The following is a 19,933-nucleotide window of genomic DNA, read 5'->3' on the forward strand; positions in this document are numbered from 1 at the left end:
ACATACAGTTTTATATAAATCATTAATTGAAAAAATATAGTATGCATTGTTAATCATAAAAGATAATTTTTTAAAAATTAATTCTGTGCCCTATAAAAACAATTTATAAGTTTTTAAAACCATGTTTTACAATTACTTAAATTATACCTGCTCAAATAAACGTATCATCATAGTATTGTTTTTTTTCTGTTTTCACATCCTGTTTTCACAAAAAGGAATAGTGCCAAAACAAAATAAAAATGATTCTCTGAAAAAGTATTCTGTAGATGTTCTTATACAAAAATGTTATTCGGATATTAATCCAAAAATCTACTGCGACGAAATGTTCAGCAGGAAATTATCTGATGCGGAAAAAACTAAATGCTATAATATTTTCGCATTAAAGTACTGTTTTGAAGTAATCAATGATCATGAAAAGACAATACAATATCTCAATCTCTCCAATGTATATGCAAAAAAACTGGCAATGTTACCTTTGAAAGAGCCAATCTGAATATCATCGCAATTATATACGCATTAGAAAACAAACATGAAGATGCGCTAAAATTTCTGGAAAAAAGAAATAAATTAAAGTCCCTTGAGAAAACAGATGAGTTACAGGAACTACTTTCTGGTGGGGATGACGAAATTATTTATGCCCTGTTAGGATATTTTGGCAGATCTGTGAAAGGGTACCTCGATGCCACTAAGAAAATAGACGATTATCTAGCTACCCACGATGAAATTTCTGCAGAAAAAAAGTATCAGTTAATTTTTTATAAATGCCTTAAATACAAAAACATTTTCCTGAATTATAGTTACGAAAAAAAACTAGATTCAGCAGGAATTTATTTGAATAAAATAAAAACATCATCACTCTTACCAAAGGACAAAGTCGATATAATCTCTAGTAATGAAGCAAATTATTTAATTTTATCGGGAAGATTAGATGAAGCAATACAGAAAGCGAAAAAAGACAAAAATGACTATAAAAATGATAAAGCCAGAGTATTTTATAATCTGTATTATCTCGCAAGAGCTTATCAGTTAAAGGGGAATTATAAAGAATCTTCAAAATATTGCGAACAAGGGTTAAATAATATCTTTGTAAACATTGACTTTATAAATATTGAGTTGGAATTATACCGAATAGCAATGGAAAATGCTGATAAATCAGGTGATAACAGCAACTATTTAAAATATTCAAAGCTCTATCAGGAAAAAAGCAAAAAAATCAATTACAATTCAAAGGCAGATTTCATTGCCAAACTCTATAATTTAGACCAAATACAACCCCTTAAATATGAATTGAATAACTCTAAACATTTCATGACTTATCTATGGCTGATTATACTATTCCTATTACTATTCACAGCATATCTCATCAACCGTTTCTTTACATTAAGAAAGTATAAAAAAAGATTTATAGAAATTAATGCCCGGTTAGAAAAGAAAGAAAAAGAAGTAGCTTTATCTCCCAAAAAGGCTGAAGAAGTAATTAAAACAGATAAGAACATCTTATCCCTGAAAAAAGAAAATGAAATTTTAGATAAGCTAAATAAGTTTGAAAAAAAGCAACAATTTTTATCATCCACCCTATCACTGAGCTCTTTGGCTTCCAGCATGAATGTTAATTATAATTATCTTACCCTTACAATTAAAAAATATAAAAAAAATAATTTTAATGGCTATATCAACCAATTAAGAATCGACTACATCATTTTGAAGCTGAAACAAAACCCCGAATATCTTAATTACAAAATAAGTTATCTTGCCGAAGAATGCGGTTTTTCTTCTCATACTGTTTTTACCAGAATATTCATAGAAAAAACAGGTATTCCTCCTTCTAAATTTATTGAATATGTAAAAAAAGAAAATACGAAAGTAAATATTTAGAACGCCACTCTGGATTACTCCTGACTTCCGCACTTTTTTTCAGTTTTTGAAAAAAAGTGCGGAAGTCAGGAAAAAATACCCGTGAAATTCCCAACTTTGAGGTCTGACTCCTGTTTTTTATACTGATCCACAAACTTTTACAGCAAAAAATAAAGAAAATCTGAACTTAGATTTGGTATAAAATAAAAAAGTACACTTTTGAAAAGTGTACTTTTATTGGGTGAATGATGGGTCTCGAACCCACGACCTTCGGAACCACAATCCGACGCTCTAACCAACTGAGCTACAATCACCGTTTTGTGAGTGCAAATATAGGAAAGATTTTTTAATTACCAAACAATTCCGTCAAAATTTTTCAAAGCAATTAATTTTTCAGACGTAAATCCCTCTGCATAAGCTACTCCCGATAGTCTTCCCAAATCCATTGCGCGATAAGTTAAGCTGTCTAAAAAGTTTTTTGAAGTAATCGGGGTTTCAGGTTCCTTAGAATCCGGATCATAAAACTGAGTTTTAAATGCTTTGCATGCCGCAATTTTTGCATCCAAAAATTCAGAAATATCAATAACGAATTCAGGCTCTACATTTTTCCATTGCATATAGTTAAAAATATGCTTTGGTCTCCACGCTTCCTGAATCTCCCCTTCCAAAACCGTTTCAATTTTTCTTAATCCAGACAAAAAGCACGCATCCGATACTAATTTCGCTCCTTTTGCATGATCTGGATGTCTATCATCAATTGTATTCGCAAAGACGATTTCCGGCCTGTATTTGCGGACCATTTTTACGATCCTCATCTGATAGTCCTCGGAATTTTCTAAAAACCCGTCTCTCATATCGAGATTTTCTCTTATAGAAACACCTAAAATTCTTGCAGCATCATTTGCTTCCGCCTTTCTGGTTTCTTCTGTTCCTCTCGTTCCGAGTTCCCCTCTCGTAAGATCAACGATAACGCAGGTCTTCCCTTCTGAAACCAATTTGGCTATCGTTCCTCCGCATCCCAGTTCTACATCATCAGGATGCGCTCCAAAAGCTAATATATCTGTTTTCATACAATCAAAGATAGGATTAAAATAAAAACTTCCCAAACATTACGAATGGGAAGTTTCATTATTTATAATTTAAAGTTTAAATTATTTGTTGATTTCTGCATTCAACTTTACTGCATCCTGATAGGTTGGATCCAACTGTACAGATTTTGCAATATAGTCTTTTGCTTTCGCTACATCAGAATCCTTAGACATATATGCCACAGCAAAGTAAGCATAAGCTAAAGTCTGCTTATTAGCTTCCTGCTCTGCAGGTTTTACCGTACTGATGAATTTCTCATACGCCATTTTAGCCGCATCATTATTTCCAGCCTGCTGATAAGAATATCCTAAGCTGTAGTAACCCGGAGCCCAATCTGGTAAAAGCGCATTCATTTTCTGCCATGTAGCTATAGCACCATTCCAGTTCTTTGCATCCTGATAAGCAGTCGCAAGTTTGAATAAAGAATCTGAGTCCTGAGCATTTGCAGCCACTTTCTGCTTTAATCCTTCAATCGTAGGATTTGTAGGTCCTGCATCAATATCAGCCTGAGAAGCTCCTCCTCCTGCGATTTTCACCAATTCCATATCCCACTTCAAGGTTTCATCTTTAGCCGCTTTTGCGATGGCAATTTTCTGCTGTGCTTCAGTAGTTAAAGCTGTTTTTTTAGCAGCATCTGTTTCAGTTTTAGCCAAACCTGCTGCAATTAGCCCCTGTAAACCTTGGTCTGCAGGCTGCACTCTTGATTTATCAGCCTGAGAAACAAAGCTATCCATATTTTGTTTTGCTTCAGTATATTTTCCGTCAGCATACAATTGGTAAGCTCTCAGCTTAAATTTAATAGGATCATTAATCTTATCAAAAATCTTATCTAAAACCTGCTTGGAATTTGCATAATCTTCATTGGTAAAATAAAGCTTAGCAATTTCTAATTGAGTATATGGATCTTCATCGGCATATTTTGTATAATTGATCAAATCCTGAGTCGCTTTCGCATTTTGCTGATATCTGATATCATAAGCTGCAAGAGCTTTATACGCCGGAGCATAAGATGGATCTGTGGCAATTGCCTTATCTATACTTGTTTTAGCCTGTTGCCACTGTTGTGCAGCCATCCATAAAGTCCCGATTCTTGTATAAACCGATGCTTTATTTTTAGCTAAAGGAAGCGCTTTGTCATAAGCAGACATTGCATCTCCGGGCATTCTTTTTAATCTGTAAGCATCCCCTAAAGTATAATAGTAATGAGCCGGAACACCTTTTTTCTCTGCTCTTTCAATTGCTTTATTCAAATACTGAATAGCCAAATCCGGAGAGTTATTTTTCTCAAATAAAGTTAAAGCTTCTGCCGCTCTGAAAAGAACTTCTGCATCTTTTTCTTTTGAATCGGTAACGATTTTCTGAATTTCCGCAATAGCACCCTTATCTCCTTTACCCAGTTTTACAGTTGCCAAACCTAATTTATTTAAATAGCTTTTGCCATCTGCTGCAAGACCTTTGTTAAAACTATCAGTTGCTGCCGCATAATCAGGCTCACCCTGCTTCAGATACGTATTTCCTAAATAGAAATAATTTTCTGCAGTAGGCGCCGAAGCGATCATGTTCGTAAAATTAGTTTTTGCCTGAGCATATTTATCACTGTCTATACTGTTGATACCATCCTGTACAGTTTGTGCAACGGCAAAGTTGGTAAAAAACACTACAGCCGCTCCAAAGGCAAGCTTCTTTACATTCATATTCATTATATCTTTCATTTTATATTTTCTAATCTAAATTTCGATTTAAGTAATACACAATTTTCAGACCAAAATAATACATTTATTTTGGTTAAAGGATTAATTTAATACTTTTTAACGCATTTGAACTTCTCTTCTGTAAAGATTGTATGGTTGCAATCCCTCTTTCTGAACGATCATCTGCCCAAGCTGGGTGCACGAATACCTTATAAAACCATTGGCAATATTGAAGTTTCCTTCGTTTGTTAAAAAATACAAAACTCTTGTAAAGGGATAATTCATATTGCGGAGGTTTTCAAAATCTGTATTGTAAAGTTTTCCTTTGTCTTCCACAGGAAGAATTTTTACCATATTTCTCAACTGTTCAGACTCTTTATCATAAGAACGGCTGAATGTATTAAGACCGATAACCCCTATTTTACCGGGGTATTTATTGAGTTCTTCAATAATATTCTTGCTTCCCGGAATAACTGAAAACTTTAAATCTTTCGGCTGTTTTTTAAGTCTCTGAGCCACAAAATTCAGATTGCTGGAATTGGCTCCGTCGAAAATAAATTCTTTATTATCCGACTGCAATCCTTTCTGAATTTCCTCCATAGTAATACTTTCTTTTGGAGAATCTTTCGGAACAATAAAAATAACAGCATCTGCAGCGAATTTTGCAGGTAAAAACTTCAGTTCTACCTGTTCTTCGTATGTCTTAATTTCTTCCGGCGTAAGATCTCTGGACATTACTACGATTCTTGTTTTATTGTTTAATAAATCAATGAATCCGAGATCTTCTTTTTTCGTAGCGACTTTGATCTTTGTTTCGGGATAATTAATCATATATCCTTCTGCTAAAGCTTCCGTAACACTTTTAAAAGATTCATCCGTAAGAATCGTCATTTCTCCTTTATGGTAAGATGGAGATTTTTCTTCTTTTTTACAACCAACTGCTATTATGCTAATGAAAAACAGCATTAGAAGCTTAACACTATTCTTCATTTCCTGAATTTTTAATTTTTGTAACCGCTCTGTAAATTCTGAAAATTCCATACAAAATAAGAAGTCCGCCCAGTGCATAGGCAACTCCGGGTTCCAGAACTGTGAAGAAAAACCTGTAGTACATTACTACGATTCCCAGAACGATATAAAATAATCCCGTAACGAGGGATAACCAATTGAACATCATATAACAAAAATACCAAAAAAAATAAAAAGAGAAGCAAATGCTTCTCTTTTTTAATTATTATTTAAAGATAAATCTTATCCTTCAAAATTCATTGTTAAAGGTAATCTGAATCTATAACGCACAGATTGTCCGTTAATTTTAGCAGGAGTCCATTTATTTTTAATAGACTTGATGGTTCTGATTGCTTCAGCATTGAAGTCAGAGTTTCCACCGCTAGCTTTAACGTCTGTAATACTTCCGTCTCTTTCTACAACGAAAGTGATTTCAGTTTTTACTGTACCTTCATCTCCGTTCATCGCTGAACCATCGAAGTTACTGGATACTTTATTTCTGAAAGCATTAATACCTCCAGGGAATTCAGCAGTCTGCTCAACTTCTGTATAAACCTGAGTATCACTTACCTGGGGCTTTACTTCTGCTGTAGATGCCTTTGTACCTGTTGATGGTGGCGGTGGCGGCGGAGTGTAAGCCGGAGCTTTTACCCCTTCCTGATTTACCAGACCGGTTGTTGTTTCTAACTGCTTAGAAATTGGCGGTGGTGGTGTTTCAATTTTCGGAGCCTTTACAGGCTCAGGAACCACGTTCTGAATAATTTCAATTTTCTCTTCCTCTTTTGGTGGAGGTGGTGGAGGTGGTTCTTCTTCTTTTGGCTGCTCAATAACTTTATCTTCTTGAAGAATTTCTACCAAATCTGCTTTAACTTCTTGTTTTTCAGGTTCAGTAAGTCTCTTAATGGTAAGATAGATAAATGGAGACAAAGCCGCAATAAGGAATAATGCTGTTCCAACGATGAAAGATTTTGTCAGAAGTTTTGGGTACTGATGTCTTAAATCGTATGCACCATATTCCTTGTTTCTATTTTCAAATACAATCTCATCTAAGGTAAGATTAGGATCGTATACATTTTCGTTTGCCATAGATTTACAATTTTATGGTTTAAATTACTTAGTAGCCGGAGCTGCTGCAGCACCAGAGTTACCCACTTTTCTATCGTAAATAGCTTTTTCCCAAGGTTTAAGATCAGTAACACCGTACTGCTCACTCTTAGTAATTGCCATTTCGTCCAGGATATCTACGAAGTTTTTATATACAGCATCGTCAGTTGGCTTAATAATAACTGTAAATTTAGTTTTATCAGCCGCATTTGCTTTTGCCTGCTCAATTACTTTTCGGATTCCCTCTCTATCGAAAGTAGTTTCATTAAGATTCTGATCTGTTAAAGACGTATTGTCCTGCTGATGCCAGAAGATCTTATTGTTTTTACCTAATAATAAAGATATAGAGTTCGAAAGTTTAATTTCTGTTGGAGGTGGTTTTTTTGTTTCATCCTTCGGTTTTGCCGGAAGACCCAAATCCATTACATTCGGTTTAGAGAATGTGGTTGTGAACATAAAGAAGGTAATCAATAGAAAACCCAAGTCCACCATCGGAGTCATATCGACTCTGGTACTCTGTTTCTTGGAACGTACCTTGCCGCCTTTGGCGCCCTTTTCCTGTACTTGTACTTCTGCCATTTCTAAATGATATTATTCATTAGGTTTACCTTCTTGTGATGTAATCAACCAAAATTTAAGAAAATCGATATCTCTTAAACCCTCGAATAAGCTTTTAACTTTCGGATATTCTGTTGTAACGTCTCCTTTGATTGCTAATTTGTAATCAGGATTTACGTTCAAACTTTCTTTTACCCAGTCTACTAACTGCTTATTCGTACTATCCATAGGAATCCCTGTAGGACTCTTGAAATTCTTCTGCTCGTCATCTGGCAAATCAAGATAGCTTTTAAGCTGGTTCATCGGAACCCCAATTGCTTGTACTTTCTGGAATGCAGCTTTTTCATTATTGTCAAAAGTAACTCCGTACTTTTTTCCCATATTGTCTAAAAGCTGTAGTCTCTCTGATGCATTTTCTACAGGCTGGAAATAAAATTTTCCGTCCGGAGTAGCGTTGATGGTCATCAAACTTGCATCAGGAAGTAACTTCTCTGATATTGAAGATGGCGGTTTAATCTGCTCCACATCAGGTTTTTTAAACTGAGTGGTCAAGATAAAGAATGTAAGCAGTAGGAACGCAACGTCACACATTGCCGTCATATCCGTCACTACTCCATGTCTTTTTGGTTTGACTCTCGCCATTATTATTAATGATTTTTAATTAAACTTCTTTTTACTTACTGCAAATTCCTTGCTACAATTCTTAGTTGAATTCAGCGAAAGACTGTTGGATGCTCATTGCGATCTCGTCGATCTTATAAGTTAATCCGTCGATTTTAGAAGTAAAGAAGTTATAAAGGATGATAGCGATTGCTGAAGTACCAATACCTAAAGCTGTGTTAATCAAGGCTTCAGAGATACCTGTAGAAAGTGCAGCAGCATCCGGAGTACCCCCTCCTGAACCTAATGCGAAGAACGCCTTGATCATCCCGATTACCGTACCTAAAAGTGCTACTAACGTTGCAACAGTACCTAAAGTAGAAAGGATCATCATGTTTTTCTCAAGCATTGGCATTTCAAGAGTAGTAGCTTCTTCGATTGCTTTGTTAAGCGCTACCATTTTTTGCTCTTTGTTAAGCGTTGTATCGTGAGATAAAGCTTTGTAAGTAGTAAGACCTTCTTTTACTACGTTACCAACAGAACCTTGCTGTCTGTCGCACTCTTCTAAAGCTTCATCAATTTTGTTTTGGTTTAGTAAGCTTCTTACCTGTACAACGAAGTTGTCTAAGTTTCCTTTTCCGGCAGCTTTGCTAAGAACGAAATATCTTTCAAAAGAGAAAACGATTACCGTGATCATGAAAGTAATCAAGATTGGTACAATAACCCCTCCTTTGTAGATAATCCCTAAGAACGATTCTGGGTGAATGTCTTTCCCCTCCTTGTCAGCAAAAGCAACAGATGCTCCTCCTAATTCATTAGCATCTTTAAAGTTTCCTGGGTTACCTAGAACGAATAAATAAATACAAACTCCTATTGCAAAGATAATAGGAATAATTACAGCTGGGTTTAAACCTCCCGACTTTCTAGCAATTACTTGCTCATCATTTTTTGAAACATTCATTTCCATATTTAACTAAATTATATTGTTTTAAAATTTTACAAGGTGTAAATTAAAGGCAAAAATAATTAAAATGCAAGAGTCTTAAATAAACATTTGCCATTTTTTTGATAAAGAAATTTTAATACACTTTCGATATTACAATTATTTTCTCTTTTTTTGGTAATATTTTTCAATTTTAACATTTACGTTAAAAAATCAAAAAATTTAAGCCTTCATTTTTTTTAATTTGCCAATGTTAATTTTTTTTTAAATTACTATATTCACAATTCTGTGAGGCACTACAATGATTTTCGTCGGGGTCTTCCCTTCCAGAATCTGCATCATTTTTTCGTCTTTAAGTACCACTTCCTCCACTTCTTTAGGTGAAAGCTGTGCGGAAAGTGAAATTTTAAACTTCATTCTTCCGTTAACGCTTACCGGATACAAAATCTCATCTTCCACTAAGTAATCCTCGTTCAATACAGGGAATTTTTCAAATTCTATAGAATCCTGATGCCCCAATAAACTCCAAAGCTCTTCACAGATGTGAGGTGCATACGGAGAAATGATAACGGCTAAAGGTTCTAAAATATTGCGTTTGTTGCATTTTATTTTTTGCAATTCGTTTACAGCGATCATAAAAGAAGATACAGACGTATTGAAAGAGAAGTTTTCAATATCGTAAACCACCTTCTTTATTAAGGTATGTAAAACTTTGTATTCTGTTTTGGTTGGCTCTTCATCGGAAACCGAGAAAGTATCTCCGTCAAAATATAAATTCCAGAACTTTTTAAGGAAACCGTAGACTCCACTCAGGCCTTGCGTGTTCCAAGGCTTGGATTGTTCCAACGGGCCTAAGAACATTTCATACAATCTTAAACCGTCTGCTCCGTATTCTTCACAGATGTCATCCGGATTTACCACATTGTATTTTGATTTGGACATTTTTTCTACTTCACGACCTGTGATGTATTTTCCGTCTTCTAAAATAAATTCCGCATCTGCGTAATCCGGTCTCCAAGCTTTAAACGCTTCAGTATCCAGTTCATCAGAAGTTCCTTTTAATAATGATACATCAACGTGGATTGCCTGAGTTGTATAATCTTTTGCTAAATTTTTAGAAACATATTGATTAGTTCCGTCAACTCTATAAACAAAAGCACTCATCCCCAAAATCATTCCTTGATTAATCAGCTTTTGGAAAGGCTCATCCTGATTAATATATCCTCTGTCTTTTAATAACATGTTCCAGAAACGGGAATATAATAAATGTCCTGTTGCGTGTTCGCTTCCTCCGATGTACAAATCCACCTGTCCCCAATAATCTGAAAGTTCTTTTTTAGCAAAAACCTCATCATTTTTCGGATCCATATATCTTAGGAAATACCATGAACTTCCCGCCCAACCCGGCATTGTGGATAATTCTAAAGGGAAAACCGTTTTTTCATCAATTAAATTGGTATCGACTACTTTTTGGTTGGCTTCATCCCACGCAAACGTTTTCGCATTTCCTAAAGGTGGATCTCCGTCTTCAGTCGGCAAATACTTTTCAACTTCAGGAAGTTCCAAAGGCAAAGCGGAAGTCGGCAATGTATAAGGCATTCCATCCTTATAATAGATAGGAACCGGTTCTCCCCAATATCTTTGTCTTGAGAAAATCGCATCACGCTGTCTGTAGTTCGTTGTTCCGTGTCCGATTCCTTTTTTCTCAATAGCAGAAATAATCAATGCTTTTGCATTGTTATAATTTAATCCATTTAAGAAATCAGAATTTACACAAACCGAATCTTTAGAATCGAAAGAAGCTTCCTGAACATCTTCGTCCGTTTCCACTACTTTTTTAATTTCTAAGTTAAATTTCTTTGCAAATCTGTGATCGCGCTCGTCATGTGCAGGAACCGCCATTACAGCACCCGTTCCGTAACCCATCAAAACATAATCTGAAATATAGATCGGCATTTTTTCCCCACTGAAAGGATTTAAAGCATAACTTCCCGTGAAAGCACCTGAAACATTTTTCACGTCAGCCATTCTGTCACGTTCCGTTTTCTTGGACGTTTCTTCAATATAAGAATCTACCTCAGCTTTTTGCTCTGCGGTTGTGATGGTTTCCACCAAAGGATTTTCGGGAGCCAGAACCATAAAAGTCGCTCCGAAAATAGTATCCGGTCTTGTTGTAAACACTTCAACGATCTCGTCATGTCCTTCCACATTGAATCTCACCTGCGCTCCCTGAGATTTTCCGATCCAGTATTCCTGAGAATCTTTCAAAGGTTGTGGCCAGTCCAGAGTTTTTAATCCCTGCAATAATCTTTCAGAGTACGCAGAAATCCTCATGCTCCACTGCATCATTTTCTTTTGGAAAACAGGAAAACCTCCTCTTTCGGATTTTCCGTCTTTTACCTCATCATTTGCCAGAACGGTTCCCAAAGCAGGACACCAGTTTACAGTGGTTTCCGCTCTGTAAGCCAAACGGTAATTTAATAAAATGTCTTCTTTATCAATTTCTGAAGCTTCTTTCCATTCTTCCGCCGTGAAATTTAATTCATCGTTCTGATTGGCATTTAACCCTTCCGTTCCTTTTTCTTCAAAACGTTTAACCAAAGATGAAATAGGCTCCGCTTTATCAGTATCTTTATTATACCACGAATGGAACAGCTCAATAAAAATCCACTGTGTCCATTTATAATAAGAAGCATCGGAAGTTCTTACTTCTCTGCTCCAGTCGAAAGAAAAGCCAATTTTTCTTAACTGCTCTTCGTATCTTGTAATGTTTTGCTCTGTCGTAATCGCAGGATGCTGCCCTGTCTGAATCGCGTACTGTTCAGCAGGAAGCCCGAAGCTGTCGTAACCAACCGGATGGAGAACATTAAAACCCTGATGTCTTTTGTACCTCGCGTAAATGTCGGATGCGATATATCCAAGCGGATGACCTACGTGAAGTCCTGCTCCCGATGGATACGGAAACATATCGAGAACATAAAATTTAGGTTTGTCTGTGTTGTCGGAAGTTTTATACGTTTGATTATCTTCCCAGTACTTCTGCCACTTTTTTTCTATCTGCTGATGATCGTAAAACACTTTTTTATAGATATTAGATGTTAAGATATTAGATGCCGGATTCTTTTAAATTCCTTTTCTAATTTTCACAAAAATAATGATTTTAAAAGAAATGGAAATTTAAATTTGACGAAATAATGCATAAAAAAATCTCATCCGCAGATGAGATTTGTATTTTATATTGATAATTCAGACTATTACTGAGGTATTCTCTTAAATGTATAGGTTTCAGAATGGAATTCGGTAGGATCTGATTTGTCTTCAAACATGATGTTTAAAGCAGTATCGCTGATGCTGATGATTCTTCCCTGATCCGGCTGTACAATTCCCTGATATTTTATCTGAATAGCTTTGCTGTCTTTATCATAAGTATAAGTGAATGTTCTGTCGAAAGTAGGTGTACAGGTTCCCGGGGTTGCACTGTCTCCCATATCTTTTCTTTTTCCTGTATTTCCGGAAACGAACGTCCATCTTGAAGTCTGCTGACAAGTGGTATCAAAAGAAATACCATCCGAAACAGGAACTTCTCCTATTGCAACTACGGTTACTACTTTTTTCACGGGCTGCCAAACTCCTACTAACGGAGCTTCCTGTACCACTTCGTCGTCGTTATTACATCCTGTTGCTACAAATAATGATAAACCTGCAAATAATAATGCTAATTTCTTCATATATCAATTTTTTCAAGCGCTAAAATTATGATTTATTTATATTATTATACAATTTTTTTAAAAAAATATTGTTAAAATTTATTATTTTCTGTGTATCGGCATTCCAAAAGCATTGTTTTTCCTTTATTCAGCAAACATTCATTACCGGAAATATGATCTTTTCTGCGAAAAAAACTATTTTTGTAACAAACAAATGCAAATGCAAGACCTTACGAAAAATAATTTTGATTTTATCCGTGTTCTCCTCGCTTTCATCGTTTTTTTAGGGCATCTTGGAGCTTTAAGCGTTTCTCCGGAACTGAAATTTCTGGAACACAGCCCTATCGAAATTGCCGTTTTCGGTTTTTTTGTGGTGAGCGGATTTCTCATCGCCAGAAGCTATGAGCGTTCTTCCAGTCTTAAAAGCTATGTAAGCAAAAGAATCAGGAGAATTGTTCCCGCTTATTTATTGGTTGTTTTTCTCTGTGCCATTTTACTCAGTCTTGTAAGCACTTATTCATTCAGGGAATATTTTAGTAATACGCAGGTCTACAAATATCTTTTCTGGAATTCCATTTTTTTAAATTTTAAAGCACCGTGGCTTCCCGGAGTTTTCGGAAATCAGGCAGTCAACGGAGCACTTTGGACACTAAAGATAGAAATGTGCTATTATTTTGCTGTTCCGCTGATGTTTTTACTGTTCGGAAAAAACAACAAGTATAGGAACATCAGTTTAATGATCCTGTATTTTCTGTCGCTTGTTTATCTTAATTATTTTGAACATCAGGGAAAAATTTCAATGGCGAAACAGCTTCCGGGAACGCTGTCTTATTTCATACCGGGAATGCTGATTTATTTTAATTTCGACAAATTCATTAAATATAAAAACACACTTTTTATCATTGCCATAGCCACAGTCTGGATCGATTTATTTACAAAAATTCAGCTTTTTTCTCCAATGATGATCGGGATTATCGTCCTGTACATCGCATATTCCTTTAAGTTTTTAAATAATTTCGGGAAATACGGTGATTTTACCTACGGAATTTATATCTTCCACTTCCCGATCATCAGAACTTTTACCACACTGGGATTATTTAAAGATTATAATCCTTACGTGATGGCTTTTGCATGCATGATGGTGGTTATTGCCGTTGGAATAAGCTCATGGCATTTTTATGAGAAAAAATTTTTATAAAACACAAGATGAAAGAATTAGTTTCGATAATCACCCCCTCCTACAATTCGGCGGAATTTATAGAGGAAACCATACAGTCTGTACTCAGCCAGACGTATGAAAACTGGGAATGGCTGATCTCGGACGACCGTTCCAAAGATGATACGGTTGAGCTGATCCGAAAGTACAATGATCCCAGAATAAAATTACACGTTCTTGAAAAAAACGGCGGCGCAGGAAATGCCCGAAATAAAAGCCTCGAAAGAGCGGAAGGTCGTTACATCGCCTTTCTGGATTCCGATGATTTCTGGTATCCGGAATATCTTGACGAGATGATCGGGTTTATGGATAAAAACAATGCAGAATTGGTGTACTGCAATTATTCCAGATGTGATGAATATACGATGGAGCCGGTTCTAAAAGATTTTGAAGCCGATACAATCGTCACCTTTTCCAACCTGCTTAAAACCTGCAGACTGGCTCCGGTTTCTACGATGTACGATACCAAAAGAGTGGGAAAATTCTTCTTCCCAGTGAAAAGCAAGCGCGAAGATCATGTAATGTGGCTGAATCTTCTGAAAAAAATTCCCAAAGGCTTTCCGCTGAATAAAACACTTGCTAAATACAGGATGCGCGAAAACAGCGTTTCCAGAAAGAAAAAAAACATCATCAGAGATCAATATCTGGTGTACAAAGACTTCATGGGATTTTCTACGGTTAAATCTTTATACTATACCGCAAACTGGGCATTCAACGGATTTTTAAAATATTCGAAAATTTTTAATTAATTTTATTGAATGGAATATTCAAAAGAGTTCAAAACTGCTCTGAGCAATTTTTCTTCTGTAGAAAAAGACCGCCTGATTTTCAGATTATTAAAAAAAGATAAACTTTTATCTAAAAAACTATACTTCGAACTTATTGATCCTGAAACCACAGACAATAAAAGAGATGCGATGGAGGAAATTGTTTCCGAAAAAGTTTTACTGGCATCAAAATACATCAGCAATCAGAAATATTTCCTCGGAATTATCCGTAAAATAAGCAGTGAAATTACTGAACACGTAAAAGTAACGACCGATAAATTCGGAGAAGTTTCTCTTAATTTATTGTTGATTAATAAGATTTTAGAATACAATGAAGATCTGAGCCGACAAAGATTCGATAATGTTTATAAACTGTATCTCTACATCATTAATAAAGTGGTGAAAGCTTTGCTTTTAACCAAAAAACTGGATGTCGATTACTGGATGGAAATTGATGAGCATCTGGATAATTTAAAAGATAAAATCCTTGAGAATACATATTTATCAAAGCTTTTCATTAACAACGGGATCGATTTTAACTGGCTGACCTGCGATAAGATTCCTGAAAATTTTGATCAGATCATCAAAGACATTAAAAATCAGGGATTTTTACGATAAGATTTTCTGTAAGATCAGTTCCGTAGAATTGGGTTTTTCAGAGACAAATTTTTCAGCATTTTCAGACATTGCCTGAAGGGAATCTTCATTATTAATTAAAAACAGAACAAAATCTGCAGCAAGACCTGCATTTTCAAAAGATCTTCCTCCATCCGCCGAAATAAGACCGTCTGCTTCAGGATTTTTTCTGTACTGATTTCCGAAAATTACCGGAACGCCAAAGGTTGCCGCCTCCAGAATATTGTGAAGTCCCGCATCATGAAACCCTCCTCCTACCACCGCAGCATCGGCGTAAGAATACAATTTTGAAAGCAAACCGATGCTGTCGATAATTAAAATATTTGAGTTAAAATCCTCAACAGAATTTTTAATTTCACTGTATAAAATTGCTTCCGGAAAAAGCTGTTTCAAATGAGAAACCCTCTTCAGATAATGCGGAGCAATAATCAGTTTTGCGTACGGACTTCCCTGCGAAACTTCCAGCGCAATTTTTTCTTCCGCCTGCCAAGAACTTCCGAAAACCACGGTTTTATCTTCACCAATAAAATCTTTAATCCAATCTACTCGATTGTCTCGATGTCTCAACTGTTTTACACGGTCAAATCTCGTATCTCCCGTCACCGAAGATTTCGTTAATCCTATGCTTTTTGCCAAAGCAAAAGATATCTGAGTCTGATGAAAAAACCAGTCGATATTTTTCTGAAGCTGCTGTACAAACCATTTTCCATACGATGTAAAAAACGACTGACGATCATAAAACAAAGCTGAAATCACATACGTTTTTGCGCCTTTATTTTTAAGCTCATCAAGAAGATGATACCAGTAATCATACTTCACCGTAAAAAATAGTTGAACATCAAACTGGTCTGTAAATTCTTTTACAGCAGATTTTTTATCAAAAGGAAGATAACAGATCACATCGGCAATATGTTTCTTTTTCACCACGTTTTCATAACCGGATGGAGAAAAGAAGGTGACTAAAATTTTATGATCCGTAAATCTTTCTTTCAACTGTTCCAAAACAGGCAGTCCCTGTTCATATTCTCCAAGACTTGAAGCGTGCATCCAGATCACTTTATCGGATTTTTTTAAACCGGATTTCACCTTTTCTAAAGATTCTTTTCTGCCTTCAACGCCTTTTTTAGTTTTGTCATTGAATAGCGAAAAAACCTTCATCCCGAAGATGAGCAGATGGATAAATATGTTGTAAAAGAAAGCCATATGTATGAGTTTTAAACTTCCGTTCTGTCTTTATCAGTCGAAGGACTGGAAATGACTAAAAATTCCAGATCTTCGTCAGATTCATTAGCAATATAATGTTTAGATTTTGGAGGAATGATAATGCTTTCGCCGTTTTTTACAGACAACCTTTCGCCATCAATAAAAAAGACAGCTTTCCCTTTTAAAGTATAAAAAAACTGTTCTGCGAGATGATGAAAATGCAGTTTTTCTGAAGTTCCGGAAGGCATAACTTCCTGCTTGACGGATAATTGGGCATCATTTTTCAGAATCCAGCTATCGCAGTTGTCTCCCCAAATATAATGTTCGGAATTATTTTTAGACTGTATCATTTAAATTGAGAACTAATCATTAGAACCGTTATTACACTTCCCAGAACAGAAAGAATTGCCGTTGCTATTTTAATTTTCGGCTTTGCGTTCTCATCAAAAGAATATCTGAACATATAGTCCTGACTGTTCAGAAAAATCATCATAATTAAAACATACAGCCACCGGATGAAAATTTTCATGATGAGAAACTGTGCAAATTCATTTTCAGGAGTAATTTTCACCGGAAAATTTGAAGATCCCGGATCGCGAACGGTATAGGCGAACAAAATGTAAAAAACCAAAGCAAAAACAGGTAACAGAAAAGCAAATTTCTTACTCCCGAAATTATCTGCCTTACCGTCTAAATCAAAATGAATGGGAATGATCTGAGGCAGCGATTTATAATGTTTCACCGTAAACCACCACAGAAAAACCAGTAATCCGAAATTAAAAATATCAAAAACAGCAAAGAGAATATTTTCCATTTCAGACAGATTTTAAGTTAAAGCAAACTTTTAATTACTCTCAGTTTATGGGTATGTTTATTCATTTCTTTGTTGAAAATCCCTGTAGAATCCAGCGTGTCGATTCTCACTTTTCCGGAAGCATGAATAATTCTCTGGTTATCCAGCATGATTCCGACGTGGATGATTTTTCCTTCCGGATTTTCAAAAAACGCCAGATCTCCCGGCTGACTTTCTTCAACAAAGCTTAATGATTCTCCCACCTCAACCTGCTGTGAAGCGTCTCTCGGTAATTTTATTTCGTGAATTTTGTAAACCAACTGTGTAAAACCTGAGCAGTCTACCGCAAAAAAACTTTTACCGCCCCATAAATACGGCACATTCAGGAATTCTTTTGCCGTTAAAGCAATACTTTCTCGCACGTCGTGACTTCTTCTCGACGCTACCGCAGGAAATTCAACTTCCGAACCCATAGAAAGCAGTGTTTTTCCGTCATTCATCAAGACAGAAGAAAAGTCTTCGGTTACAACGGTTACTTTCCGTTTAGCCAGATATTCGTCTGTTACAGGTTTAAGCTGTTTCGTATCCATCCATCCTTCATAGCCGTCATAATGCATTTTTATTCTGGTCCAGTTCTTATTCACTTCCAGAATATCTGCACTTTCCCCAAACAATATTTCCGTAACAATTTCTGCTCTGTCCGAACCTTCTGCACGAACAGGAGCTACTGTAACAACACAAATTCCTTTATCCATTTATTTTTCTAATTAAAAGGTTAAGACTTCGGTTCAGGTTGAGAAAATACGCTGTAAAATCTTAACCTTAAACTCAACCTCAAATTACTTTCTGCGTAAAAAATTCAGCCCATCACGCAAAGGTAAAATAAGATTTTCAAAATCATCATCTTTTGCAATCAAATCATTCAGTTCCTTAATGACCTGCGTAGATTTCTGTTTCGGATTTTCTTCCAAAACTTTTCCGTACCAAAGAACATTATCAAACATTACTACCGAGCCGGATTTTGTTCTTGGCTTTATTAATCTGAAATATTCTGCATAATTTTCTTTGTCGGCATCAATGAAAACCAGATCAAAAACCTCATCGGTTTCTCTTAGAAATTCCTTCGCATCCTGAAGCCAGAAATGAATCTGAGAAGCGTATTCGCTTTCCGCGAAATATTTTTTAGGAAGGTATGCCAAATCTTCATTCACATCCAAAGTGGTAATTTTTCCGTCTTTTGCCATTCCTGTTGCCAGACAAAGCGTTGCATAACCTGTAAAAGTTCCGATTTCCAGAATATTTTCAGGCTGCATCATCTGCGAAATAATGGTTAACAATCTTCCCTGCTGATACCCGGAAATCATGTGTGGTTGTGTGGTTTTCTGATATGTTTCCCTTCTCAGTTTTCTCAGAATTTCAGGTTCCGATGAAGCGTGTGTTTCAAGGTACCTGTCCATTTCCGGAAGTTTTTCTTCAAAAAAGCTCATGCTGCAAATTTTATTTCGGTCAAATTTACTTAAATATAACAAAAAAGCGGGAACAATCCTAAAGATTCCGGAAAGATGGGAAAATCCCCCAGTTTAATTACCGTAAAAATACGGATGGTCTCGTCTGCGAATAAGCCTAACTTTGCATTGAAGGGTAAAAACACACGACATAATGCTTGCGGGAAAAAAACAAATTAACCAGAGAAATCAGAAGACTACAGTGCGTAAAAGCACTGTGGATTCTTTTTCTAAAAAAACTAAACCGGAACTATCCAATTCATTTTTTCAAAAAATTATTTCTTTGCTGAAAAAAGAAGAACTAATTTGATTAATCACAAACAACAAATCCCGAATTGCTTCGGGATTTGTTTTGTATTGACTGAATGTTGATTGTAAATTATTTCTTTGGCGCGATATCCATTAATTTCATAAACTCATCAAGTTTAGGCATAATGATGATCTCCGTTCTTCTGTTTTCCGCTCTTCCTGAAACGCTCATGTTAGTCGCTTTAGGATTGTATTCGGAACGTCCACCTGCTGTAATTCTTGCAGGATCTACTCCAAACTGAGTCTGAAGAACTTTAGCAACCGCAGTTCCTCTTAAAGCAGAAAGATCCCAGTTGTCTTTTGGTAAATTCGGAGAGCTTAAAGGAGCGTTATCTGTATTTCCTTCGATAAGGACAGAATATTTATCGTAATCGTTAATTACTTTAGCTACTTTTCCTAACACTTCCTGAGCGGCAGGTAATACGTTGTAATCTCCTGTTTTGTACAACATTTTGTCTGAAAGAGAGATCATTACCACTCCTTTCAGCACTTTTACCTGAACATCGCTGTCTGCTACGTTATCCAACGATCTTTTCAGTTTGTTTGATAATGCTAAATTCAAGCTGTCGTTTTTCGCATTGCTTGATATAAGCTGTTTGATATAAGAGTTTGAAGAATTGATTTCTCCAACCAGCTTGTCGATATTGGCAGAGCTTTTCCCTGAATTCGAAAGACACGCATCCAATGAAGATTTCAAAGCATCATGCTGACTTTTCAATAAATTATTTTCACTTGTTAAAGCTGAATTCTGAGACTTCAGTTCCTGAATTTCTCTCTGTCTTTCACCTACGTTTTCAATACATTGCTTGTAATTTGAGCTCAATGCATCATACTGCTTTTTGCTGATACAAGATGTCATTCCCAACACCATTGCAGATACTGCTAAAATTTTAAAAATTTTCATAAATAATCATTTTTAGACGAATCAAAGGTAACGAAATTCATTTTAA

General features: G+C 35.8%; 21 protein-coding genes and 1 tRNA gene. 5 read left to right on the forward strand and 17 right to left on the reverse strand.

Going from position 1 to position 19,933, the window contains the following annotated elements; all coding sequences use genetic code 11:
- Positions 1-220: 220 nt before the first annotated feature.
- The gene (locus DD829_RS05075; RefSeq protein ID WP_123906810.1) at positions 221-493 is read left to right on the forward strand and encodes a hypothetical protein; all 273 of its coding nucleotides are present in this window, start codon (positions 221-223) and stop codon (positions 491-493) included.
- Between the two features lie 170 nt (positions 494-663).
- Positions 664-1,875: a helix-turn-helix domain-containing protein gene (locus tag DD829_RS05080; RefSeq protein WP_108410337.1), complete on the forward strand. Its 1,212-nt coding sequence runs from the start codon at positions 664-666 to the stop codon at positions 1,873-1,875.
- Between the two features lie 218 nt (positions 1,876-2,093).
- Here the strand turns inward: DD829_RS05080 and DD829_RS05085 are convergent.
- The 11 genes from DD829_RS05085 to DD829_RS05135 form a co-directional block, all read right to left on the reverse strand.
- Positions 2,094-2,169 (reverse strand) — tRNA-His (locus DD829_RS05085).
- Positions 2,170-2,204: 35 nt separating this feature from the next.
- Positions 2,205-2,924: a bacillithiol biosynthesis deacetylase BshB1 gene (gene bshB1 / locus DD829_RS05090; RefSeq protein ID WP_108409479.1), complete on the reverse strand. Its 720-nt coding sequence runs from the start codon at positions 2,922-2,924 to the stop codon at positions 2,205-2,207.
- 81 nt (positions 2,925-3,005) lie between these two features.
- Positions 3,006-4,655: a tetratricopeptide repeat protein gene (locus DD829_RS05095; protein ID WP_108409480.1), complete on the reverse strand. Its 1,650-nt coding sequence runs from the start codon at positions 4,653-4,655 to the stop codon at positions 3,006-3,008.
- 96 nt (positions 4,656-4,751) lie between these two features.
- On the reverse strand, positions 4,752-5,624 hold the full coding sequence (locus DD829_RS05100) for a PstS family phosphate ABC transporter substrate-binding protein (RefSeq protein ID WP_108409481.1): 873 nt from the start codon (positions 5,622-5,624) through the stop codon (positions 4,752-4,754).
- Positions 5,614-5,811 carry a C4-dicarboxylate ABC transporter gene (locus DD829_RS05105; protein WP_175608782.1) on the reverse strand — a complete coding sequence of 66 codons (198 nt, stop codon included), beginning with the start codon at positions 5,809-5,811 and terminating at the stop codon, positions 5,614-5,616. Before DD829_RS05105 ends, DD829_RS05100 begins: the two co-directional genes overlap by 11 nt.
- 74 nt (positions 5,812-5,885) lie before the next feature.
- Positions 5,886-6,728, reverse strand: a complete 843-nt coding sequence (locus DD829_RS05110; protein ID WP_076390615.1) for an energy transducer TonB — start codon at positions 6,726-6,728, stop codon at positions 5,886-5,888.
- Between the two features lie 24 nt (positions 6,729-6,752).
- Entirely contained in the window at positions 6,753-7,325 is a 573-nt protein-coding gene (locus DD829_RS05115) for an ExbD/TolR family protein (protein WP_076390614.1), read from the reverse strand.
- A gap of 12 nt (positions 7,326-7,337) precedes the next feature.
- A complete protein-coding gene (locus tag DD829_RS05120; protein ID WP_076390613.1) occupies positions 7,338-7,946 on the reverse strand; it encodes an ExbD/TolR family protein in 609 nt (202 codons plus the stop codon).
- A gap of 61 nt (positions 7,947-8,007) precedes the next feature.
- On the reverse strand, positions 8,008-8,871 hold the full coding sequence (locus DD829_RS05125; protein WP_076390612.1) for a MotA/TolQ/ExbB proton channel family protein: 864 nt from the start codon (positions 8,869-8,871) through the stop codon (positions 8,008-8,010).
- Between the two features lie 240 nt (positions 8,872-9,111).
- Complete coding sequence (gene leuS / locus DD829_RS05130) at positions 9,112-11,925, reverse strand: leucine--tRNA ligase (protein ID WP_108409482.1); 2,814 nt, start codon at positions 11,923-11,925, stop codon at positions 9,112-9,114.
- Positions 11,926-12,101: 176 nt separating this feature from the next.
- Positions 12,102-12,575, reverse strand: coding sequence for a lipocalin family protein (locus DD829_RS05135; RefSeq protein WP_108409483.1), 474 nt, complete (start codon positions 12,573-12,575; stop codon positions 12,102-12,104).
- 193 nt (positions 12,576-12,768) lie between these two features.
- On the opposite strand from DD829_RS05135, the gene DD829_RS05140 reads away from it, so the two are divergent.
- Genes DD829_RS05140 through DD829_RS05150 form a run of 3 tightly spaced genes read left to right on the forward strand, consistent with a single transcriptional unit; the run spans position 12,769 to position 15,155 of the window.
- On the forward strand, positions 12,769-13,752 hold the full coding sequence (locus DD829_RS05140) for an acyltransferase family protein (RefSeq protein WP_123906811.1): 984 nt from the start codon (positions 12,769-12,771) through the stop codon (positions 13,750-13,752).
- Between the two features lie 8 nt (positions 13,753-13,760).
- Positions 13,761-14,519 carry a glycosyltransferase family 2 protein gene (locus tag DD829_RS05145; protein WP_108409485.1) on the forward strand — a complete coding sequence of 253 codons (759 nt, stop codon included), beginning with the start codon at positions 13,761-13,763 and terminating at the stop codon, positions 14,517-14,519.
- 9 nt (positions 14,520-14,528) lie between these two features.
- Positions 14,529-15,155, forward strand: coding sequence for a deoxyuridine 5'-triphosphate nucleotidohydrolase (locus tag DD829_RS05150; protein ID WP_108409486.1), 627 nt, complete (start codon positions 14,529-14,531; stop codon positions 15,153-15,155).
- On the opposite strand, the gene DD829_RS05155 is transcribed toward DD829_RS05150, so the two are convergent.
- The 6 genes from DD829_RS05155 to DD829_RS05180 form a co-directional block, all read right to left on the reverse strand.
- Positions 15,147-16,376 carry a 3-deoxy-D-manno-octulosonic acid transferase gene (locus DD829_RS05155; protein WP_108409487.1) on the reverse strand — a complete coding sequence of 410 codons (1,230 nt, stop codon included), beginning with the start codon at positions 16,374-16,376 and terminating at the stop codon, positions 15,147-15,149. The two genes, DD829_RS05150 and DD829_RS05155, sit on opposite strands and share 9 nt — an antisense overlap.
- A gap of 11 nt (positions 16,377-16,387) precedes the next feature.
- The gene (locus DD829_RS05160) at positions 16,388-16,726 is read right to left on the reverse strand and encodes a cupin domain-containing protein (protein ID WP_108409488.1); all 339 of its coding nucleotides are present in this window, start codon (positions 16,724-16,726) and stop codon (positions 16,388-16,390) included.
- A complete protein-coding gene (locus tag DD829_RS05165; RefSeq protein WP_108409489.1) occupies positions 16,723-17,190 on the reverse strand; it encodes a DUF1648 domain-containing protein in 468 nt (155 codons plus the stop codon). The genes DD829_RS05160 and DD829_RS05165 overlap by 4 nt, the downstream gene beginning before the upstream one ends.
- 17 nt (positions 17,191-17,207) lie before the next feature.
- The gene (locus tag DD829_RS05170) at positions 17,208-17,924 is read right to left on the reverse strand and encodes a C40 family peptidase (protein WP_108409490.1); all 717 of its coding nucleotides are present in this window, start codon (positions 17,922-17,924) and stop codon (positions 17,208-17,210) included.
- Between the two features lie 84 nt (positions 17,925-18,008).
- Entirely contained in the window at positions 18,009-18,656 is a 648-nt protein-coding gene (locus DD829_RS05175; RefSeq protein WP_108409491.1) for an O-methyltransferase, read from the reverse strand.
- A gap of 397 nt (positions 18,657-19,053) precedes the next feature.
- Complete coding sequence (locus DD829_RS05180) at positions 19,054-19,887, reverse strand: OmpA family protein (RefSeq protein ID WP_076390601.1); 834 nt, start codon at positions 19,885-19,887, stop codon at positions 19,054-19,056.
- Positions 19,888-19,933: the final 46 nt, after the last annotated feature.

Origin of the sequence: Chryseobacterium sp. HMWF035 (genome assembly GCF_003094695.1) — a bacterium.
In the GTDB taxonomy this organism is placed as follows: Bacteria; Bacteroidota; Bacteroidia; order Flavobacteriales; family Weeksellaceae; genus Chryseobacterium; species Chryseobacterium gambrini.

Coding starts and splice junctions, on each gene's coding strand:
- DD829_RS05150 (WP_108409486.1), top strand. CDS start 14,529: ATGGAATATTCAAAAGAGTTCAAAACTGCTCTGAGCAATTTTTCTTCT.
- DD829_RS05180 (WP_076390601.1), bottom strand. CDS start 19,887: ATGAAAATTTTTAAAATTTTAGCAGTATCTGCAATGGTGTTGGGAATG.
- DD829_RS05165 (WP_108409489.1), bottom strand. CDS start 17,190: ATGGAAAATATTCTCTTTGCTGTTTTTGATATTTTTAATTTCGGATTA.
- DD829_RS05095 (WP_108409480.1), bottom strand. CDS start 4,655: ATGAAAGATATAATGAATATGAATGTAAAGAAGCTTGCCTTTGGAGCG.
- DD829_RS05115 (WP_076390614.1), bottom strand. CDS start 7,325: ATGGCAGAAGTACAAGTACAGGAAAAGGGCGCCAAAGGCGGCAAGGTA.
- DD829_RS05100 (WP_108409481.1), bottom strand. CDS start 5,624: ATGAAGAATAGTGTTAAGCTTCTAATGCTGTTTTTCATTAGCATAATA.
- DD829_RS05160 (WP_108409488.1), bottom strand. CDS start 16,726: ATGATACAGTCTAAAAATAATTCCGAACATTATATTTGGGGAGACAAC.
- DD829_RS05140 (WP_123906811.1), top strand. CDS start 12,769: ATGCAAATGCAAGACCTTACGAAAAATAATTTTGATTTTATCCGTGTT.
- DD829_RS05135 (WP_108409483.1), bottom strand. CDS start 12,575: ATGAAGAAATTAGCATTATTATTTGCAGGTTTATCATTATTTGTAGCA.
- DD829_RS05175 (WP_108409491.1), bottom strand. CDS start 18,656: ATGAGCTTTTTTGAAGAAAAACTTCCGGAAATGGACAGGTACCTTGAA.
- bshB1 (WP_108409479.1), bottom strand. CDS start 2,924: ATGAAAACAGATATATTAGCTTTTGGAGCGCATCCTGATGATGTAGAA.
- DD829_RS05170 (WP_108409490.1), bottom strand. CDS start 17,924: ATGGATAAAGGAATTTGTGTTGTTACAGTAGCTCCTGTTCGTGCAGAA.
- DD829_RS05145 (WP_108409485.1), top strand. CDS start 13,761: ATGAAAGAATTAGTTTCGATAATCACCCCCTCCTACAATTCGGCGGAA.
- DD829_RS05155 (WP_108409487.1), bottom strand. CDS start 16,376: ATGGCTTTCTTTTACAACATATTTATCCATCTGCTCATCTTCGGGATG.
- DD829_RS05105 (WP_175608782.1), bottom strand. CDS start 5,811: ATGATGTTCAATTGGTTATCCCTCGTTACGGGATTATTTTATATCGTT.
- DD829_RS05110 (WP_076390615.1), bottom strand. CDS start 6,728: ATGGCAAACGAAAATGTATACGATCCTAATCTTACCTTAGATGAGATT.
- DD829_RS05120 (WP_076390613.1), bottom strand. CDS start 7,946: ATGGCGAGAGTCAAACCAAAAAGACATGGAGTAGTGACGGATATGACG.
- DD829_RS05125 (WP_076390612.1), bottom strand. CDS start 8,871: ATGGAAATGAATGTTTCAAAAAATGATGAGCAAGTAATTGCTAGAAAG.